This is a genomic window from Kribbella sp. NBC_00889, from assembly GCF_045207705.1.
Classification (GTDB): Bacteria; Actinomycetota; Actinomycetes; order Propionibacteriales; family Kribbellaceae; genus Kribbella.
On record NZ_CP108783.1, the window covers coordinates 6319745 to 6337898 of the forward strand.

Sequence of the window (18154 nt, forward strand, 5' to 3'; positions counted from 1 at the left end):
GGGACAGAACGAGAAGAGCGTGACGTGCTGATGGCAGGCGAGGCTCAGCGCAGCAGCGAATGGCCGTTGGTGCTCTCGCTCCTGGTCGCCGCAACCGGCCTGGTCATCCTCACCTTCTACGACTGGCGCAACGGCGTACTGATCTTCGCCGGCAGCGTCGTCCTGGCCGGCCTGCTCCGCGCCACCCTCTCCGACACCGCCGCCGGCCTCCTCCACGTCCGCGGCCGGATGTTCGACACCGCCTTCCTCATCGCCGCCGGCGCCGCGATCGCCGCCCTGGGCCTCATCGTCCCCAACTGAAGGGTTTGCCGGCACGCGCCCCACGCGTAGCAGAGGTGCCACCTTCCATCTGCACTACCCGAATCCCCAACGGTGCAAGGGTTCTGGCGGCCACCGGTACGTTGGATCCATACGACTCAGTTGCCGCCGTCAACAACCGCCAGAAGCGGAAACCCGCCAGTGCGACGCGGGCGCAGCCAACGCCGCACCGAGCAATTGCTCGAAGTCGTCGGGTCCGGGAGGACTCATCCCCGCCAGCCTTCCGTGCTCCTCGTCAGGTCGCAAAGAGATATCGCCCTGCGGCGGGCTGTGGACAATGTCGTAACTGCGTGTCACCATCACGGCATCGTTCGGGGGATCGATTTCATCAGGGGGGCGGGGGCCGCGATGACTGCACAGGTGAAGTTGTCGGCTGAAGGTGGCGGTTCGGCCGCGGAGACGACAGAGTCCGGTCAGATGATCCTGCAGGTCCCGTCCGGGACCGAGGTCACGCTGACTGCCGGCGTGGATCCTGTCGATCCAGCCAATCCAGCGAGGTTCGAGTGGAACCGTGACGGCGCGGCCCTGGCGGCCGGAACACCCAATCCGTACGTCTTCAGCGCGGCCGAAGACTCCTGGGGCGAGTATCAGGTGATTGCCACGGTCAACGGCTCCACTCTCACCTCGGCAGCGGTCAGTCTGACGGAGCGTGCCGCCGAGGAGCAGCCGAAACCTGACACCACGGTGGCGGAGGTCGCGCCCGGTGAGTACGACCCGAAGTTCGCGCTGATCAGCGGCATCGCGGCAGGTCTGGCTGCCGTACTGACAGGCGGCCTGCTGGTGTACCTGCTGCTCGACATAGACCTTCCGGGGACGATCTCGATCGTCGGGGACAACCAGCAGGTCACCGGCACCTGGGCGCAGCGGTTCTCCGGGATACTGGCTCTCGTCCTGGTAGTGATCGGCGCGATCCTCATCTTCGGCGGCCTCTGGCTGGCGGCGCTGGAGACCCGTGGACGTCTCCGTGCACAGCAGGCCATCGCCGAGCGTGGCGCTCTCGACGGCGTCGCCGAGGTCCTCGACAAGGCCAAGGGCCTGCGCGGCACGATCGCGGTGCTGGCCGCGGGTGTCGCGATTCTCGTCGTCGCTTCGGGCATCGCGATCCGGCTGGCCGGTGCCGAGTCCGGCGCGGATCCGCAGGTCAATCCGTCGGCGCCCGCCACCCCGTCCGCCTCGCCGACCGGCTGAGTCGTCATGCCGAAGGCGGTCGTGGTCCTCATCGGCGTACCCGCGCCGCAGGCCTTCAGGTACGACGGCGACCGGTATTCCTTCGCGTCGTTGCCGGGTGTGCTGAACGACATCGCCTGGTACAGGGGGTTCCTGCCCGGTGTGATCCCTGCGCAGTCCTTGACCGTCCGCGAATGGGTGACGGAGTACGACACCAGGGTCGGCGTCATCAAGGACCGGCTCACCAGCGTCGTCAGCCAACTGCAACCTGACGACTTGATGATCCTCGTTCTGTGCGGTCACGGGTTCCAGGTCCGTGACCGCGACCCGATCCCGGAACAGGATCTGAAGGACGAGGTCTTCGCGTGCTCGGACGGCCCGCTGCTGGACGACTTCTTCCAGGAACTCTGGTCGAAATGCCCGACCGGTGCGCGCATCGTCTCGGTCGCGGACACCTGTGGATCGGACACGCTGGTCCTCGGATTGACCCGCCGCGAGCCGCTGTTCTACCAGGTGCTCACCGGCGCCGGCCCGTCCCGGCTGGCGGTCTCCGCATCCCTGAGCGCGGAGACGGCCCAGGAAACCGGTCCCGCACACCAACGACGCGGCTTGCTCAGCCGTGCCCTGGAACAAGCGTGGGACCCACGCCCCGAAACCACTTACCGCTCGTGGTTCATGGCCGCAATGAAACGCGTCAGCAACCAGAACAGCCGTCAACACCCGACCCTGAGGTATCTAGGCCCCGAACCTGGGTTGGCCCTGGTCGACTCCCAGCCATTCCAGGTGTAGCAGACTGACGCCGTGACCGTTCAGATCCGTGCAGCCATGGCCGAGGACGCACCGCGGGTCGTCGAGATCTATGTCGACTCCTGGAACGCGGGATTCACCGGCCTGATGCCACCGATCGAGGCCGACGCGGGCCGGATCCAACGCTGGGCAACCGATCTGGCCAGCGACCGCACCAGTTGGTGGGTCGCCGAAGCCAACGGCACCATCGCAGGGTTGGTCGGCATCGGGCCCAGCCGCGATCCGGTCGATCCCCAGCTGGGCGAGCTTGACACGATCGCCGTCGACCCGACCCACTGGCGCACCGGCCTCGGCACCAACCTCATGCACACCGCACTCGACGCACTCGCCGCCTACCAGCAAGCCATCCTGTGGACCCTGGCCAACTACCCCCAGGGCCAACGCTTCTACGAATCAACTGGTTGGTACGCCGACGGCGCCACCCGCGCCGACGGCCACCAAGTAATGTTCCGCCACGACCTCAGGGGGTAAGGAAAGAGCGCACCAGCAGCGGGTGTCTCGGACAGGAAGTGGGGTCCGGGGACAGGTTATCTTCTGTCCGGGGACCCCACTTGGTGTCCGCGGTCCGAGCCGTCAGCTGCCTGGGCTCAGTGGAAGAAGTGGCGGGTGCCGGTGAAGTACATGGTGATGCCTGCCTTCTCCGCGGCTTCGATGGCTGCTTCGTCGCGGATGGAGCCGCCGGGCTGGACTACTGCCTTCACGCCACCCTCGATCAGGACCTCAAGTCCGTCGGGGAAGGGGAAGAAGGCGTCGGAGGCAGCCACCGAGCCGGCGGCGCGCTCACCCGCACGGGAGACGGCGAGGCGGCAGGAGTCGACGCGGTTGACCTGGCCCATGCCGACGCCGACCGAGGCGCCGTCGGAGGCCAGCAGGATCGCGTTGGACTTGACCGCGCGGCACGCCTTCCACGCAAACGCAAGGTCGGCCAGCACCTCAGGCGAGGCCGCGGAACCGGCCGCCAGCGTCCACGCGGACGGGTCGTCACCAGGAGCCTGGAAGCGATCGACATGCTGCATCAGCAACCCACCGCTGACCCCGCGCATCTCGACCGCATCGCCGTCGGTCGGTGCGGCCGCCACCAGCAGCCGGATGTTCTTCTTACCCTGAAGGATCTCGACAGCGCCGTCCTCATAGGCCGGCGCGACCAGCACCTCGGTGAAGATTTCCGCGACCTGCTTGGCCAGGTCCACCGAGACGGGCCGGTTGGTCGCGATCACACCGCCGTACGCCGAGACCGGGTCGCACTCGTGGGCGCGGCGGTGTGCCTCGGCGATGTCCTTGCCGACCGCGATGCCGCACGGGTTCGCGTGCTTGATGATCGCGACGGCCGGCTCACTGAAGTCATACGCGGTACGCCGGGCCGCGTCGGCGTCGACATAGTTGTTGTACGACATCTCCTTGCCGTGCAACTGCTCGGCGGACGCGAGACCGCCACGACCGTTGGTGTACAGCGCCGCCGGCTGATGCGGGTTCTCGCCGTACCGCAGTACCGCTGCCTTCTCCCAGGTCGCACCGGCCCAGGCCGGGAACCCGCTGCCGTCGGAGGTGTCGGTGAGCGCACTGCCCATCCAGGACGCGACGGCCACGTCGTACGACGCCGTGTGCACAAAGGCGTCCACCGCCAGCCGCTGCCGCTCCTCGAGGCTGAATCCACCGGCAGCCAACGCCGCAACGATCTCCGGGTAGCGGGACGGCGAGACGACGACGGCGACGTTGGCGTGGTTCTTGGCCGCACCGCGGACCATCGACGGGCCGCCGATGTCGATCTGCTCGATGCACTCGTCCGTCGACGCACCGGACGCAACGGTCTCGGTGAACGGGTACAGGTTGCTCACCAGCAGGTCGAACGGCTCGACCCGCATCTCTGCCAACTGCTCGACGTGCTCGTTCTTGCGCACGTCGGCGAGCAGCCCCGCGTGCACCTTCGGGTGCAGCGTCTTGACCCGCCCGTCCAGGCACTCCGGGAACCCGGTCAGCTCCTCGACCTTGGTCACCGGTACGCCGGCCGCCGCGATCCGGGCCGCGGTGGAACCGGTCGACACCAGCTGGACGCCGGCCGCGGACAGTGCTGTCGCGAGCTCCTCCAGACCGGTCTTGTCGTAGACGCTGATCAGCGCCCGGCGGATCGGCCTGCGGTCGGTGCTCACTTCAGTCGAACCTTTCGTCCGGTGATGGTCCAGCCCTCGCGGACCAGCCGGCCGACCCACTCCACCAACTGGCGGCGCTCGACCTCCTTGATCCGCTCGGTCAGGGTGTCTTCGGTGTCGTCGTCCTCGACCGGCACGACGACCTGCGCGATGATCGGCCCGGTGTCGACGCCGCCGTCCACGAAGAACAGCGTCGCGCCGGCCACCTTCACGCCGTACTCGAGCGCGTCCCGCGGCCCGTGGATGCCGGGGAACGCGGGCAGCAGCGCGTTGTGGGTGTTGATGTACCGGTCGCCGAACGCGGCCAGGAAGTCGTCGCCGACCAGCTTCAGGAAGCCGGCCGACACGACCAGATCAGGCTTGTGCTCGGACACCGACGTGGTCAGCGCACGGTCCCACTCGACCCGCTCGGCGTAGTCCTTGACCTTGTGCACGAACGTCGGCACACCGGCGGTCGCGGCCCGGTCCAGCCCGGCGATCCCGTCCCGGTCGGCGCCGACGCCGACGACGCGAGCGCCGTACGCCGGGTCGGCGCAGGCGTCCAGCAGGGCCTGCAGATTCGATCCCGATCCGGACACCAGCACGACGAGGCGTGCAGGTTCAGGAGTGGGCGCAACCGGGTCTGTCACGCCGCAAACCTTATCCCGCGGTGTCCGCCTCAACGTCAGCCGGTCGGCGGGAGGCGATCACCGCGGCGGTGATCGACGCCCCGATCGCCATCCCGGCAGCCAGTACGCCGGCCGCCGGCAACGCGGCCGGTATCCCCACAGCCGACATCCGCCCGGGGCCGGCCGAGCCGCCCGACAACGCCATCAGCACGTAGAGCATCACGCCCGCGATCAGAGCCGCGATACCACCGCGGAGCGCGAACGCGTCCCACCCGAGTGCATCCGCCTCCTCATCGACCAGACCGCGCCGCACCACGACCAGCCCTGCCACCACACCAGCGATCAGCGGGACCAGAGCGGTCAATGCGAGCAGGTACGTCGGTGTTGCGCCATCTTCAGGTACTGCGGCCAGCAGCGGCAGCGCCGGCAGATTGCCGACATCCACCCCGGTCGGGGCGATCGTCGTCCCCACGCCCAGCTGGAATCCGGGTCCCGCCAGGAACGAGACGACGTACAGGATCATGTTCGGCACCAGCATCAGGCAGATGGCGAACAGCACGACCGACCCGATCACGCCGGCGTCCAGCAGCTCGAGCATCCCGGTGATGCGGGAGAAATGGATCGCGAGCAGTACGCCGTACAGCATCGATGCGATCGCGATCACGGTCAGGACGGCGGCCGCCGCAGCCGGCACGGTGTCGCGGAGACCGATCGGTGTCGCGTCGGCGATGTCCGCCGCCGCACCGGACTCGACCAGTATGCCGAGAGTCCCGGCGACGAACGCGATCGTCCCGGCACCGAGGAACGCCGCCAGCGGGTGCACCTTCAGCGACCCGTCCGCTGTGAGCAGCGCCACGATGAGCCCGCCCAGGCCGTAGACGACGGCGAAGACTCCGGACAGCAGGATCAGGTCCCCGGTCCGGTCGGCCGCGCTGTTCCTGGCGGCGGACTTGCCACCGCGGTACAGGCACCAGGCGAAGAACAACGTCAGACCGAGCGGTGCGATCGTGAGGGAACCACTGCCGAGCGTCACACCGGCCTTGTGCGCGACCAGCCAGGCGGATGCGCCGGCGCGGAGAGCCCCGGAGGCGCCGCCGAAGGTCGCGGCCAGCCAGCCGATCACGGCCACCGCCGCACAGGTGAGCAGACCGGTCAGCAGGCAGGCTCCGGCCGAGAGCGCCGCCGACAGGACTACCGGCTTGGTCGGGGCGACGACGTCGGACGGGGCGGGCCCGGGCGTCTGGTGTGGTCCGCCGTCACGGGCGCCCGGGCGGCTCAACATGTCGGTCATCTGACTCCCATCGTCACCCTGCCGCGAGACGCCACTCGTTCTGACACGCCGGATATGGAAGACTTCGGCGCGCTTGCTCACGCTCGGTTCACCCCCTCTGGCCAGCGGGTAGCTGACTGTGGGCGACCGGGATCCACCCGGTACTGTCGGGTGGAATCAGTCAGGAGGTCGAGCTTTGGCCGGTTCCCACCGCGCACCGCGCGGCGGCGGTCGTGCCGCTGTCCGGGAGGCGCGCCGGCAGAAGGCGCGTAAGCGGAACCAGACGATCGCGGCCGGTATCGCGGTCGTTCTTCTGGTCGGAGGCGGCGGTGTCGCCGCCCTGAACGCGTTCGGCGGCGACAACTCACCCGGCGCGAACGCCAGCGGCGCCTCCGACGACAAGTCCGCCGACTCGAAGGTGCTGACCGACGACAAGGCCCTGCTCGACGGCGCCACCGCGAAGCCTCTGGGCGCGACCGGCGTCTGGACGATCACCAAGACCGCCGACGGCAGCACCGCGCCGGACCGGGCGTTCGCCTGCCAGTCCCAGCGGTTCGCCGACCCGGCAGGACTGCGCACCTGGGTCCGCACGTTCCAGAACGCGGCCACCAAGCAGACCGCGGTCCAGTACGTCGAGGTCTCGAACGACGCGGCCGCGGCCGGCAAGGCGTACAACGCGATCGTCGGCTGGCTCGGCCAGTGCAACTCCGAGAAGCAGACCCGGCTGTCCGCCAGCTACCTGACCACAGGCGTCGGTGAACGCGGCTGGATCGCCGTGTTCGGGCAGCCTTCCGGCACCAAGACGAAGTACAAGACCATCGCCGTCTCGGTGGCCGGTCAGGCGACCATGGTGCTGGAGCACGACACGATCGCCGGGACGCCGCCCCCGCCGAACGCCGTACTGGCCACCGCGGCCGCGGCCGCGAAGCGGATCTGCGCGCAGTCCGGCGGCTGCAGCAAGGCGGCACCGCTGGCGAAGCCGAGTCTGCTGCCGAGCACCGAGGCCCCGGGGTTCATGGCGCCGGTCGACCTGCCGGTGCTGTCCGAGATCGACAAGCCGTGGGTGAGCACCCCGGCGAAGACCGGCCCCGGCACCCAGTGCGAGAACTTCGATCCGAAGAAGGCGAAGGCGACCAAGTACGGCTCCCAGACGTACCTCACGCCGGATGCGAAGGTGCCGACGGAGTTCGGCCTGGACGACACGGTGGCCAAGTTCGCGACCGCGAAGGCTGCGAGCACCTTCGCCGCCCAGATCCGCAAGAACGTCGACGGCTGCGGGAAGACCGTCTCGAACGCGAAGGTGGACTCGACCGGCGAGATCGCGACCAGCGTGATGAAGGGCGAGACCTGGGAAGCGTCGTTCGACACCGGTGACGGGAAGAAGTTCACCTACCGGATCGGTGTCGCGGCCTCCGGAAATCGCGTGGTCTACCTGCTGTTCCCGGTCCTGAAAGGCCTCGACGTCACCGACAGCGGCTTCCGGGACACGCTGATCCGCGCGACCGAGCGCTCCGCCGCCTACAAGTAACCCCTGCAAACAGCAACGGGACCCGCGGCCCATGCCGCAGGTCCCGCTTGCTGCTGCTGATCCTTACTTGGTCAGGCCCTGCATGATCTCGCGCATCAGGTTGGCGGTCTCGGTCGGCGTCTTGCCGACCTTCACGCCGACGGCCTCGAGGGCCTCCTGCTTCGCGGCCGCCGTACCCGAGGATCCGGACACGATCGCACCGGCGTGGCCCATCGTCTTGCCCTCCGGCGCGGTGAAGCCCGCGACGTAGCCGACCACCGGCTTGGTCACGTTCGCCTTGATGAACGCGGCCGCCCGCTCCTCGGCGTCACCACCGATCTCACCGATGATCACGATCGCGTCGGTGTCGGGGTCGTTCTGGAACGCCTGCAGCGCGTCGATGTGCGTCGTCCCGATGATCGGGTCACCGCCGATACCGATCGCGGTGGAGAATCCGAAGTCCCGCAGTTCGTACATCATCTGGTACGTCAGCGTGCCCGACTTCGACACCAGACCGATCCGGCCCGCACCCGCGATGTCGGCCGGGATGATGCCGGCGTTCGCCTGGCCCGGCGTGATGATGCCGGGGCAGTTCGGGCCGATGATCCGGGTGGTGCCGGACGCCTGCGCGGCGGCGAAGAACGCGGCAGTGTCGTGCACCGGCACGCCCTCGGTGATCACTACGACCAGCGGTACGGCGGCCTCGACGGCCTCCAGCACCGCGTCCTTGGTGAACTTCGGCGGCACGAAGATGACGGACACGTCGGCGCCGGTCTCCTTGACGGCGTCCGCAACGGTGCCGAACACCGGAACCGCGGTGTCTTGGCCGTCGAAGGCTGGGAATTGAACGCTCTGACCCGCCTTGCGCGGGTTCACGCCGCCGACGATGTTGGTGCCCGAGGCAAGCATCCGGGTGGTGTGCTTGGTGCCTTCCGAGCCGGTCATGCCCTGGACGATGACCTTGCTGTCCTTGGTCAGGAAGATAGACATGTTCAGCGATCCCTTACTTCGCAGCCAGCTCGGCGGCCCGCCTGGCGGCGCCGTCCATGGTGTCGACCCGCTCCAGACCGGCCAAGCCAGCCTCGTCGAGGATGCGGCGGCCCTCCTCGGCATTGTTGCCGTCCAGCCGGACGACCAGCGGCATGCTGACGGCCTCGCCGCGGCTCGCGAGCAGCTCGAACGCTTGCACGATGCCGTTCGCGACCTCGTCGCATGCGGTGATGCCGCCGAAGACGTTGACGAACACGCTCTCCACCTGCGGGTCGGAGATGATGATCTCCAGCCCGTTCGCCATCACCTCGGCGCTCGCGCCGCCACCGATGTCGAGGAAGTTGGCCGGCTTCTGACCACCGAACTCCTCACCGGCGTACGCGACCACGTCCAGCGTGGACATGACCAGGCCGGCGCCGTTCCCGATGATGCCGACCGAACCGTCCAGCTTCACGTAGTTCAGGCCCTTGGCCTTGGCCGCCGCCTCCAGCGGGTCCGCCGCCGAGACGTCCTCGAACTCGGCGTGGTCCGGGTGCCGGAAGTCCGCGTTCTCGTCCAGGGTGACCTTGCCGTCGAGCGCCTCGACGTTGCCGTCGGCGAGCTTGACCAGCGGGTTCACCTCGACCAGAGACGCGTCCTCGGCGATGAAGACGTCGTACAGCTTGACGATCTCCGGTACGACGGCGTCGATCACGTCGGCGGGGTACTTCGCCGCCGTGGCGATCTCCCGCGCCTTCGCCTCGTCCACTCCGGCGGCCGGGTCGATCGAGATCTGCGCCACCGCGTCGGGGTTGGTGTGCGCGACCTCCTCGATCTCCATGCCGCCGGCGGCCGACGCGATGCAGAGGTAGTTGCGGTTGGCCCGGTCGACCAGGAAGGAGAAGTAGTACTCCTCGGCGATCGCCGCGGCCGGCACGATGTTCAGGATCTTGACGACGTGGCCCTTGATGTCCAGCCCGAGGATCTCGCGGGCCTTCTCCTCCGCCTCGTCCGGCGAGGAGGCGAGCTTGACGCCACCGGCCTTCCCGCGGCCGCCGGTCTTCACCTGGGCCTTCACGACCACTCGGCCACCGATCTTCTCGGCCGCCGCGCGGGCTTCCTCGGGAGTCGTGACGACCGCACCCACGGTCGTCCGCACCCCGTGCTTGGCGAAGACCGTCTTCGCCTGGTATTCCATCAAGTCCACGACTGTGGTCCCTCTCTCGCACCTGTTCGAGTAGGCCGCGGCAGGCGGGCTGAACCCAATGGAGGGGTACGGTCGCCGGCGCGTTCCGTCGGCCTGAGACTAGCCACCGTGCCCGGCACGGCAACAGCCGGGGTACACGCTGAGACGACCGTCACAGGATTCTTCCCAGGCCGTGCCAGGCTGGGACGCATGACCGATCCAGTGTTCGACTCTGGGACCAGACCAGCTGACGACTGGTGGCGTAGCGCCGTCGTCTTCCAGGTGTACCCGCGATCCTTCGCCGACGCCGACGGTGACGGCACGGGTGACGTCAACGGCATCCGGGCCCGGCTGCCGTACCTGGCCGACCTCGGCATCGACGCGATCTGGATCAGCCCGTGGTACCCGTCCCCGCTCCTCGACGGCGGGTACGACGTGTCCGACTACCGCGACATCAACCCCGAGTTCGGCACGCTGGCGGACGCGGACGCGCTGATCGCCGAGGCGCACGCGCTCGGCCTGCGGATCCTGATCGACCTGGTGCCGAACCACTGCTCCTGGGAACACCCGTGGTTCAAGGCCGCGCTGGCGGCCGGCAAGGGCTCTCCGGAGCGGGACCTGTTCTGGTTCCGCGACGGCAAGGACGGCGGTCTGCCGCCGACCAACTGGCCGGCCGCGTTCGGCGGCGGCGCCTGGCAGCAGATCGACGACGGGCAGTGGTACCTGCACCTGTTCGACATCTCCCAGCCGGACTGGAACTGGGACAACCCGACGGTGATCGAGGAGTTCGACGCGATCCTGCGGTTCTGGTTCGACCGTGGCATCGACGGCTTCCGGATCGACGTGGCCGACTCGATGGCCAAGGACTCCACGTTGCCCGACGTACCGCTGCACAACGGGGAACCGACGCGGGAGAAGTACGTCGGCAACCCGTTCTACGACCAGCCCGGCGTACACACGATCCACCAGCGCTGGCGGGCGATCGCCGACGAGTACGCGGATACGCCGCAAGGGCCGCGGGTGTTCGTGGCCGAGGCGTGGCTGTCGCCGGCCGAGCGGCTGGCGCAGTACGTGCGGCCGCACGAACTGCACTCTGCGTTCAACTTCGACGTACTGCAGTGTGCGTGGGACGCGAAGGACCTGCGGGAGGTCATCGACCACACCACGGAGAACCTGTGGGCCGTCGGCGCACCGGCGACCTGGGTGCTGAGCAACCACGACACGATCCGGCATCGCACGCGGTACGGCCGGGATCAGCGGGACGCGCTGGAGGGTGCGGGCGTCGTACCGACCGATCTGGAGCTCGGCCGCCGTCGGGCACGTGCCGCGGCGCTGCTCGAGCTCGCGCTGCCGGGTGGTGCGTACGTCTACCAGGGTGACGAGCTTGCTCTGCCCGAGGTCGAGGATCTGCCCGAGGACGTTCTCGACGACCCGACGTGGGAACGCTCCGGCCACACCGTCCGTGGCCGCGACGGCTGCCGCGTCCCGATCCCGTGGAGCGGCTCGGCGCCGCCCTTCGGCTTCGGCCCAGGCACCGACCAGCCTTGGCTTCCGCAACCAGCCGACTGGTCAGCTCTGACCGCCGAGACCCAGGCCAACGACCCCGACAGCCATCTCAACCTCTACAAAGCCGCTCTCCGCATTCGCCGCTCCCACCCCGCCCTCGGCGAAGGCCGCCTCACCTGGGACGACGAACCCCCCGCCGGCGTCCTGTCCTTCACCCGCGACGGCTTCCGCTGCATGGTCAACCTCAGCGACGCCCCCATCCCGCTCCCGCCCCACCAGCAGCTCCTCCTGAGCAGCCAGCCGCTCACCAACAACCAACTCCCCCCGGACACCGCCGCCTGGCTCGAAGCCTGAGAACGACGAAGGCCCGCTCACCGTTTCGGGTGAGCGGGCCTTCGTTCTCAGGGCCTTACTTGACGCCGCCTGCGGTCAAGCCGGCGACGATTCGGCGTTGGAAGATCAGGACGGCGATCACGAGCGGAATCGTGACGACCACACCGGCGGCCATCTGGCTGCCGAACGGTTGGTCACGTCCCGACGTACCGGTGAACTGCGAGATCACCACGTTGGCGGTCTGGTACTCCTTCTTGTTCACCATGCTCAGCGCGATCAGGAACTCGTTCCAGGCCGCGATGAAGGTGATGATCGCGGTGGTGAACACACCCGGTGCGGCCAGCGGGAGGATCACCTTGCGGAACGCCTGGGCCGGCGTACAGCCGTCCACCATCGCGGCCTGTTCGAGCTCTCGTGGCATTTGCCGGAAGAACGCGGTCAGGAGCCACACCGCCAGTGGCAGTGCGAACGACAGGCTGGGCACGATCATCGCCTGGTAGGTGTTGATCCAGTCGATGTTGACGAACAGCTTCTTCAGCGGGATCACCAGCGAGATCCCCGGGAACATCGAGGTGACGATGATGATCGCCAGCACGAAGTTCTTGCCCCGGAACTCCAGCCGGGCCAGCGTGTACGCCGCCACCATGCCGATGATCAGCGTCAGGATCGTCACCGTGCCGGCCACGATCAGGCTGTTCAGCAGACCACGCTGGAACCCGGTGCCGGGCTTGAACACGTCGGTGAAGTTGGTGAACGAAATGGGCGACGGAATGATCGTGTTCTCGAACTGGTCGGTCGGCCGCCGCAGCGACGACACCACCATCCAGAAGAACGGCAACAGGCAGTAGAGCACGATCAGCCCGACACCGATCAGCGGCAGCCAGCGCCGGTACCACGGCGCCTCGGCAGCCTTGATGTCGATCCTTGCGGGAGCCTTCTCAGCAACAACAGCCATCATTCACCTCCCAATCCGCCACCGGCGGTCAGTCCGGCCACTGGGGCGCCCGGGTCCGCCTGCTTGCCCCGGCCTCGCCCGTTCCTGCCGTTCTTCTTCTTCGACTTGCGCTGGATCGCGTCACCGAACACGTCGGCACCCAGCAGCTTCACGAACACGTACGCGACCACAGCGACGTAGATGAACAGCAGGGTCGCGTACGCCGCCGCCGGCCCGTACCGGGTCTGGTTGGCTTCGAGGTACGCCAGGATCGACAGTGTCTCGACCGACTCCTTGTTCGGGCCGACCAGCACGAACGGCAGGTCGAAGATCCGCAGTGTGTCGAGGATGCGGAACAGCACTGCCACCAGCAGCGCCGGCTTCACCAACGGCATCGTGATGTGGACGAACGCCGACCACGCCTTGGCGCCGTCGACCTTGGCGGCCTCGTAGACCTCGTCCGGGATCGTCTGCAGGCCCGCGAGAACCAGCAACCCGATGAACGGCGCGGTCTTCCAGGTATCGGCGACGATGACCGACAGCACCGACTGCCAGCCCTCGGTGGACCACAGGATCTGAGTGCCGAGCATCTCGTTGGCGATACCGTCAGCCTGGAAGATCCACTTCCACAGCAGCGCCGAGACGACGGTCGGGATCGCCCACGGGACCAGGATGCTGGCCCGCACGATGGCGCGGCCCCTGAACGCCTTGTGCATCACCAGGGCCATCGCGACACCCAGAATGGTCTCGATGACCACACAGGCGACGGTGAAGAACGTGGTGTTGTAGAAGGCGTTCCAGAATCGTTGGCCGGTCTCGCCGGAGAAGATCGCCGTGTAGTTGTCGAGACCCACGAACTCGGAGCCCTGGACGATGAAGCCTGACGCGTCGATCCGCTGACCACTCTGGTACAGCGACTCGCGCAGCGCGGCGAGGATCGGCAACCCGACGACAAGGATCAGCACGATCATGGTCGGCGACAGCAGCAACGCCGCCAGCCGGCCGGTGCCCTCGTTGAACGAGCTCCGCCGCTTGGGCGTCTTGGTGGTCTCCGATGTCGGCCGCTTTGCGACCGGGGCGGATGTACTCACCTCTGCCTCCTTCTCTCTGCTCGCTTCGAGCGGGCAGCGACAGGTCGGGGCCGGCACGAAGCTGTGAAGCTGCGCACCGGCCCCGCCGCTTCGGTCATTGAGTGATGAGCGTGCTCAACTTGGTCTGCAGACCCGACAACGCGTCCTTCGGCGTCATCGTGCCGGTCAGTGCGCCGTACGCCGCTTCCTGGATCGCGGTGGTGACGTCGCCGTACTTGACCACCTTGGGCCGCGACTTCGCGCCCTCGATGGAGGCCTTCAGCGGAGCCAGGTAGGGGAACTGCTTGTTCAGCGTCGCGTCGTCGTACAACGAGGCCCAGGTCGGCGCCTGCGAGGTCTTCTCGATGTTCGCCTTCTGCCGCTCCTCGCTGGACATGAACTTGATGAAGTCCGCCGCGGTCGCCTTGTTCTTGGCGAACTCCGAGATCGCGTAGTTGTGACCACCCAGGGTGGACACGCCCGGACCGGTCATACCCGGCAGCGGCGCGACCGCGAACTTGCCGGCGATCTTCGACGAGCCGTCGGTCTTGCCCGCCAGCGCGTACACGTACGGCCAGTTGCGGTGGAAGAGCAGGTTGCCCTCCTGGAACGCCCGCCGGCCCGGCTCCTCCTGGTAGGTGATGGCGGCCTTCGGGATGAAGCCCGACTTGAAGCCCTCGGTCAGCGCGGTCAGACCCGCAAGCGCCTCCGGGGTGTCGACGTTCGGCTTGCCGTCATCCCCGACGACGACACCACCGGCACCGTTGACGGCCTCGGAGAAGTTCACCGTGAGGCCCTCGTACTTCTCGAACTGCCCGGCGTAACAGCCGATGTTCTTGGCCTCCGGCAGTGCCTTCACCTTGGCACAGGCGGCGACCATCTCTTCCCAGGTCTTCGGCGGCTGCACACCGGCCTTGTCCAGCAGATCCTTGCGGTAGTACAGCAGACCACCGTCGGACGTCACCGGTACGGCGTACAGCTTGTCGCGGTACTTCGCGGTGTCGACCGTCGAAGGCAGCAGCTTGCCCAGGTCGGGGAACTGGTCCGGCTGCAGCTCGGTGACCCAGCGGTTGGCCGCGAACTCCGCGGTCCAGACCACGTCCAGGTTCAGCACGCTGAACGCGTCGGACTTGTTCTGGGCGTTCGAGATCATCTGCGCGCGCTGCTGGTCCGCGGACTCGGGCAACTCCGACACCGTGACCTTCTCGTCCGGGTGCTGCGAGTTCCACGCCGCGACCTGGTTCGTCAGGTTCCCGGAGGTGTCCTTGCCGGTGGCAAACGTGATCGGACCGCGGCCTTCGAGCGCTGCGCCCCCGGACGAGCCGCTGCCACCGCTGCTCTCGTCGTCACCGCCACCACACGCGGACGCGAGCAGCACCAGGCTGCTGGCGACGGCCACGAACGCGGCCCTGCGTGTATGTGATCGTTCAAACCTCATCGTCTACCTGCCCTCTCCGATGGGATATCGCTTGGTCCTGCGTAGAACGGGTCACCGTCCCCCACCGCACCGTGTCCCCGCCTGTCCGGACAGTAACCGACATCGAGGGCTATGTGTTCTATGCCACACAGCCCGCCGCTGATCAGCCGTGAAACGGACAGCCGCATGGCTGTATGCGACCGCGATTCGACAGCCCGCACAACCAGGTGCTTCTTAACGATTCGGTATTACCGGTTAGTAACCTGGCTGAACAGGCCGTGACTGTTCAGAACGACTCCGGGCAGTCGTCATCACGCTCCGGAGCGGATCGCCCGGGTCAGGCCGTCGAGGCGGAGGCGTCGCCGACGTTCGCGCGGACCCACTCGACGATCTCGGTGGTGGTGGCGCCTGGGGTGAAGATCTTGTGGACGCCGAGCTCGGCCAGCGGCTGCAGGTCGGCGTCCGGGATGATGCCGCCGCCGAACACCACGATGTCGTCGGCCTCCCGCTCGGTGAGCAGTTCGCGGACGCGCTTGAACAGCGTCATGTGCGCCCCGGACAGCACCGACAGGCCGATCGCGTCGGCGTCCTCCGCGATCGCGGTCTCGACGATCTGCTCCGGGGTCTGGTGCAGGCCGGTGTAGATGACCTCCATGCCGGCGTCTCGCAGCGCCCGCGCGACGACCTTCGCGCCACGGTCGTGGCCGTCCAGGCCAGGCTTGGCGACAACGACCCGGAGAGGACTCGTAGGAGGCATGCTCGCAGGCTATCCGGTCCCTTCATCCCGGATAAGACACGAACGCGTGTGTTCCCCGACACGCCACGTGGGAACTGGTTACCGTGGAAGGGATCGGACCGATCGGGGGGTCTGGTTGCGTGAGGAGGCGCCGATGAGTGCCTGGCAGGACGGCGTACGTGGCGCGCTGGACGGACTCCTGTACGGCGCCCGGTCCGCAGTCTCACCGCGGGTCCTCCAGGGCGCCGCCGTCGAGATCGGCTGGCTCACCACCCACCTGGCGATGTACCCACTCGGCCTGGTCGGCAGCTCGGGCTCCCGCACCGAGCGGCTCACCCTGACCGGCCTGACTCCGGCCCAGCGCAGTCTACTGGTCAGCGACGTCAGAGCCGCCGGTACGCCGATCGTGCTGGCGCACGGGATCATCGACAACCACACCATCTTCGCGCTGATGCGCCGCCAACTGGTGCGTCGAGGGTTCAGCAGCATCCACACGTTCTCGTACTCACCCCTGACGCTGGACGTCCGTCGTACCGCGGAACGGATGGGCGAGGAGATCGAGGCGATCTGCGAGGCGTCCGGGTCGGACCAGATCCACGTGATCGGGCACAGCCTCGGCGGGCTGATCGCTCGGTACTACGTCCAGCGGCTCGGCGGTGATCAGCGGGTGCACACCTGCGTCACGCTCGGGACGCCGCACCAGGGCACCGTCGCGGCCCGGCTACTGCCGTGGCCGTTGGTGAAGCAGGTGCGGCCGGACAGCGACCTGATGGCCGAACTGGCCGAGCCGGCGCCCGGGTGCCGGACCAGGTTCGTCGCGTTCTACAGCGACGTCGACCAACTGATCGTGCCGCAGCGGCGGGCCCGGATCCGGCACGCCGATCTGGTCGCGAGTAACCTGCGGGTTCGCGGCGTGGGCCACCTGTCCCTGCCGTTCCACGGCGAGGTCGTGCATCAGATCACCGAGATGCTGGCCCACCTGGACGAGCAGGACGCCGCCGCGGGAACCGCCTGACCAAGCAGCTGTCCAAGCCGCTTTCCGGGCAGCGTTCCAGGCGCCGACGGCGAATGCACGTGCAGCCGCTCATGCAAAGGTTTCGTGAAGGACGGCGCCAAAAGGGGGTGGCGGGGTTTGTGGCCTCGTGACCCATCCGTTATGGTGCATGAGCCCGCCGGGGGAATAAATCCTCCGGAGGGTGCATAGATTCAAGCCCCTCCTAGTCCCTCCCACCCCTAGCCCTCCTCCTCAAGCCCCTCCCCTGTGACCGAAAGGCCACGTTGTGTCCCAGCACCGTGCCGCGGGAGACCGCGTCACGCCCGGCAACGCTGCGCGAAATCCCGGCGCAGGACGTCACAGTGCCAAGCATCGCGTCGCCAGGCGTAACACCCCCAGCAGTACCCAGATCGTCGGTCTGACCGCAGCCCTGGCTGCGGCGGCAGGAGCTGTGGGATTCAGCCACAGCACCCTTGCCTCGCCGACGCAGGCCAACTCGGCGGTGAACCTGGCCGCGCTCAGCCTGGACAACGGTTCGATGTCCGGCATCACCACGGCCCGCATCCAGGCCCGCCAGCTCGCCACCCGTGACTCCTCCCGGGTCCAGTTGGCCGGCAACGACACGAACAAGAAGCAGGCCGCGGCCGCTCAGCTGGCCAAGGCCCGGGCCGCGAAGCTCACCGCGACCCAGGCGCTGACCAGCAAGCGTGCCTCCGCCCTCGCCAAGGCCAAGGCCGCGGCCGACGCGGCGGAGAAGAAGGCCCGCGAGTCCGCCACCCGCTGCGAGATCATGCTGACCGGCTACCACATCACCGCGACTTTCGGTCAGGGTGGCAGCCGCTGGGCCCGCAATCACACCGGCACCGACTTCGCCGCCGACACCGGCACCCCGATCCACTCCGTGATGAAGGGCGTGGTGATCTTCGCCGACTGGGCCGGCGCGTACGGTCGCCAGGTCCAGGTCCGGCACGAGGACGGCACGGTCACCTGGTACAACCACATGTCGAAGTTCAGCGTCTCGGTCGGCGAGACCGTGTACGCCGGTGACCAGGTCGGCGCGGTCGGCTCGACCGGCAACACCACCGGCCCGCACCTGCACTTCGAGGTCCACCCGGACGGCGGCGAGGCGATCGACCCGATGCCGTGGCTGCGCGACCACTGCGGCCTGAACCCGTAAGTCCTCAG

The 18154-nt window shown here is 68.0% G+C and carries 17 protein-coding genes; 8 read left to right on the forward strand and 9 right to left on the reverse strand.

Annotated features, from left to right (window positions below; genetic code table 11):
• Window positions 1-30: 30 nt before the first annotated feature.
• From OG817_RS30885 to OG817_RS30900, 4 genes are all read left to right on the forward strand, one after another.
• Window positions 31-300, forward strand: coding sequence for a DUF3017 domain-containing protein (locus tag OG817_RS30885; RefSeq protein ID WP_396392040.1), 270 nt, complete (start codon window positions 31-33; stop codon window positions 298-300).
• A gap of 366 nt (window positions 301-666) precedes the next feature.
• Window positions 667-1506 (forward strand): hypothetical protein, encoded by an 840-nt coding sequence (locus tag OG817_RS30890; RefSeq protein ID WP_406048116.1) that lies wholly within the window; start codon window positions 667-669, stop codon window positions 1504-1506.
• A 6-nt stretch (window positions 1507-1512) separates the two neighbouring features.
• On the forward strand, window positions 1513-2274 hold the full coding sequence (locus OG817_RS30895; RefSeq protein WP_406048117.1) for a hypothetical protein: 762 nt from the start codon (window positions 1513-1515) through the stop codon (window positions 2272-2274).
• 12 nt (window positions 2275-2286) lie between these two features.
• A complete protein-coding gene (locus OG817_RS30900) occupies window positions 2287-2763 on the forward strand; it encodes a GNAT family N-acetyltransferase (protein WP_406048118.1) in 477 nt (158 codons plus the stop codon).
• A 116-nt stretch (window positions 2764-2879) separates the two neighbouring features.
• Here the strand turns inward: OG817_RS30900 and purH are convergent, their stop codons facing one another.
• Genes purH through OG817_RS30915 form a run of 3 tightly spaced genes read right to left on the reverse strand, consistent with a single transcriptional unit; the run spans window position 2880 to window position 6338 of the window.
• Window positions 2880-4439: a bifunctional phosphoribosylaminoimidazolecarboxamide formyltransferase/IMP cyclohydrolase gene (gene purH, locus OG817_RS30905; protein ID WP_406048119.1), complete on the reverse strand. Its 1560-nt coding sequence runs from the start codon at window positions 4437-4439 to the stop codon at window positions 2880-2882.
• Window positions 4436-5068: a phosphoribosylglycinamide formyltransferase gene (gene purN, locus OG817_RS30910; protein WP_396391720.1), complete on the reverse strand. Its 633-nt coding sequence runs from the start codon at window positions 5066-5068 to the stop codon at window positions 4436-4438. The genes purH and purN overlap by 4 nt, the downstream gene beginning before the upstream one ends.
• A 10-nt stretch (window positions 5069-5078) precedes the next feature.
• Window positions 5079-6338 carry a DUF6350 family protein gene (locus tag OG817_RS30915; RefSeq protein WP_406048120.1) on the reverse strand — a complete coding sequence of 420 codons (1260 nt, stop codon included), beginning with the start codon at window positions 6336-6338 and terminating at the stop codon, window positions 5079-5081.
• Window positions 6339-6513: 175 nt separating this feature from the next.
• On the opposite strand from OG817_RS30915, the gene OG817_RS30920 reads away from it, so the two are divergent.
• Window positions 6514-7845, forward strand: coding sequence for a hypothetical protein (locus OG817_RS30920; RefSeq protein ID WP_406048121.1), 1332 nt, complete (start codon window positions 6514-6516; stop codon window positions 7843-7845).
• A gap of 63 nt (window positions 7846-7908) precedes the next feature.
• Here the strand turns inward: OG817_RS30920 and sucD are convergent, their stop codons facing one another.
• Both sucD and sucC read right to left on the reverse strand, forming a co-directional pair.
• Entirely contained in the window at window positions 7909-8814 is a 906-nt protein-coding gene (sucD, locus tag OG817_RS30925) for a succinate--CoA ligase subunit alpha (RefSeq protein WP_406048123.1), read from the reverse strand.
• A 13-nt stretch (window positions 8815-8827) separates the two neighbouring features.
• Complete coding sequence (gene sucC / locus OG817_RS30930) at window positions 8828-10000, reverse strand: ADP-forming succinate--CoA ligase subunit beta (protein ID WP_406048125.1); 1173 nt, start codon at window positions 9998-10000, stop codon at window positions 8828-8830.
• 189 nt (window positions 10001-10189) lie between these two features.
• Here sucC and OG817_RS30935 point away from each other — a divergent pair, with 189 nt between their 5' ends.
• Entirely contained in the window at window positions 10190-11839 is a 1650-nt protein-coding gene (locus tag OG817_RS30935) for a glycoside hydrolase family 13 protein (protein WP_406048127.1), read from the forward strand.
• Between the two features lie 55 nt (window positions 11840-11894).
• Here OG817_RS30935 and OG817_RS30940 read toward each other — a convergent pair whose 3' ends face one another.
• The 4 genes from OG817_RS30940 to OG817_RS30955 form a co-directional block, all read right to left on the reverse strand.
• Window positions 11895-12773, reverse strand: coding sequence for a carbohydrate ABC transporter permease (locus OG817_RS30940; protein WP_406048129.1), 879 nt, complete (start codon window positions 12771-12773; stop codon window positions 11895-11897).
• A complete protein-coding gene (locus OG817_RS30945) occupies window positions 12773-13843 on the reverse strand; it encodes a carbohydrate ABC transporter permease (protein WP_406048131.1) in 1071 nt (356 codons plus the stop codon). The genes OG817_RS30940 and OG817_RS30945 overlap by 1 nt, the downstream gene beginning before the upstream one ends.
• 94 nt (window positions 13844-13937) lie before the next feature.
• Window positions 13938-15221 carry an ABC transporter substrate-binding protein gene (locus OG817_RS30950; protein ID WP_360451328.1) on the reverse strand — a complete coding sequence of 428 codons (1284 nt, stop codon included), beginning with the start codon at window positions 15219-15221 and terminating at the stop codon, window positions 13938-13940.
• A gap of 355 nt (window positions 15222-15576) precedes the next feature.
• Window positions 15577-15996, reverse strand: a complete 420-nt coding sequence (locus OG817_RS30955; protein WP_360451326.1) for a cobalamin B12-binding domain-containing protein — start codon at window positions 15994-15996, stop codon at window positions 15577-15579.
• A 133-nt stretch (window positions 15997-16129) separates the two neighbouring features.
• On the opposite strand from OG817_RS30955, the gene OG817_RS30960 reads away from it, so the two are divergent.
• Both OG817_RS30960 and OG817_RS30965 read left to right on the forward strand, forming a co-directional pair.
• Entirely contained in the window at window positions 16130-16990 is an 861-nt protein-coding gene (locus tag OG817_RS30960; RefSeq protein ID WP_406048132.1) for an esterase/lipase family protein, read from the forward strand.
• 430 nt (window positions 16991-17420) lie between these two features.
• Entirely contained in the window at window positions 17421-18146 is a 726-nt protein-coding gene (locus tag OG817_RS30965) for a M23 family metallopeptidase (RefSeq protein ID WP_396391709.1), read from the forward strand.
• The last annotated feature ends 8 nt before the right edge of the window (window positions 18147-18154 follow it).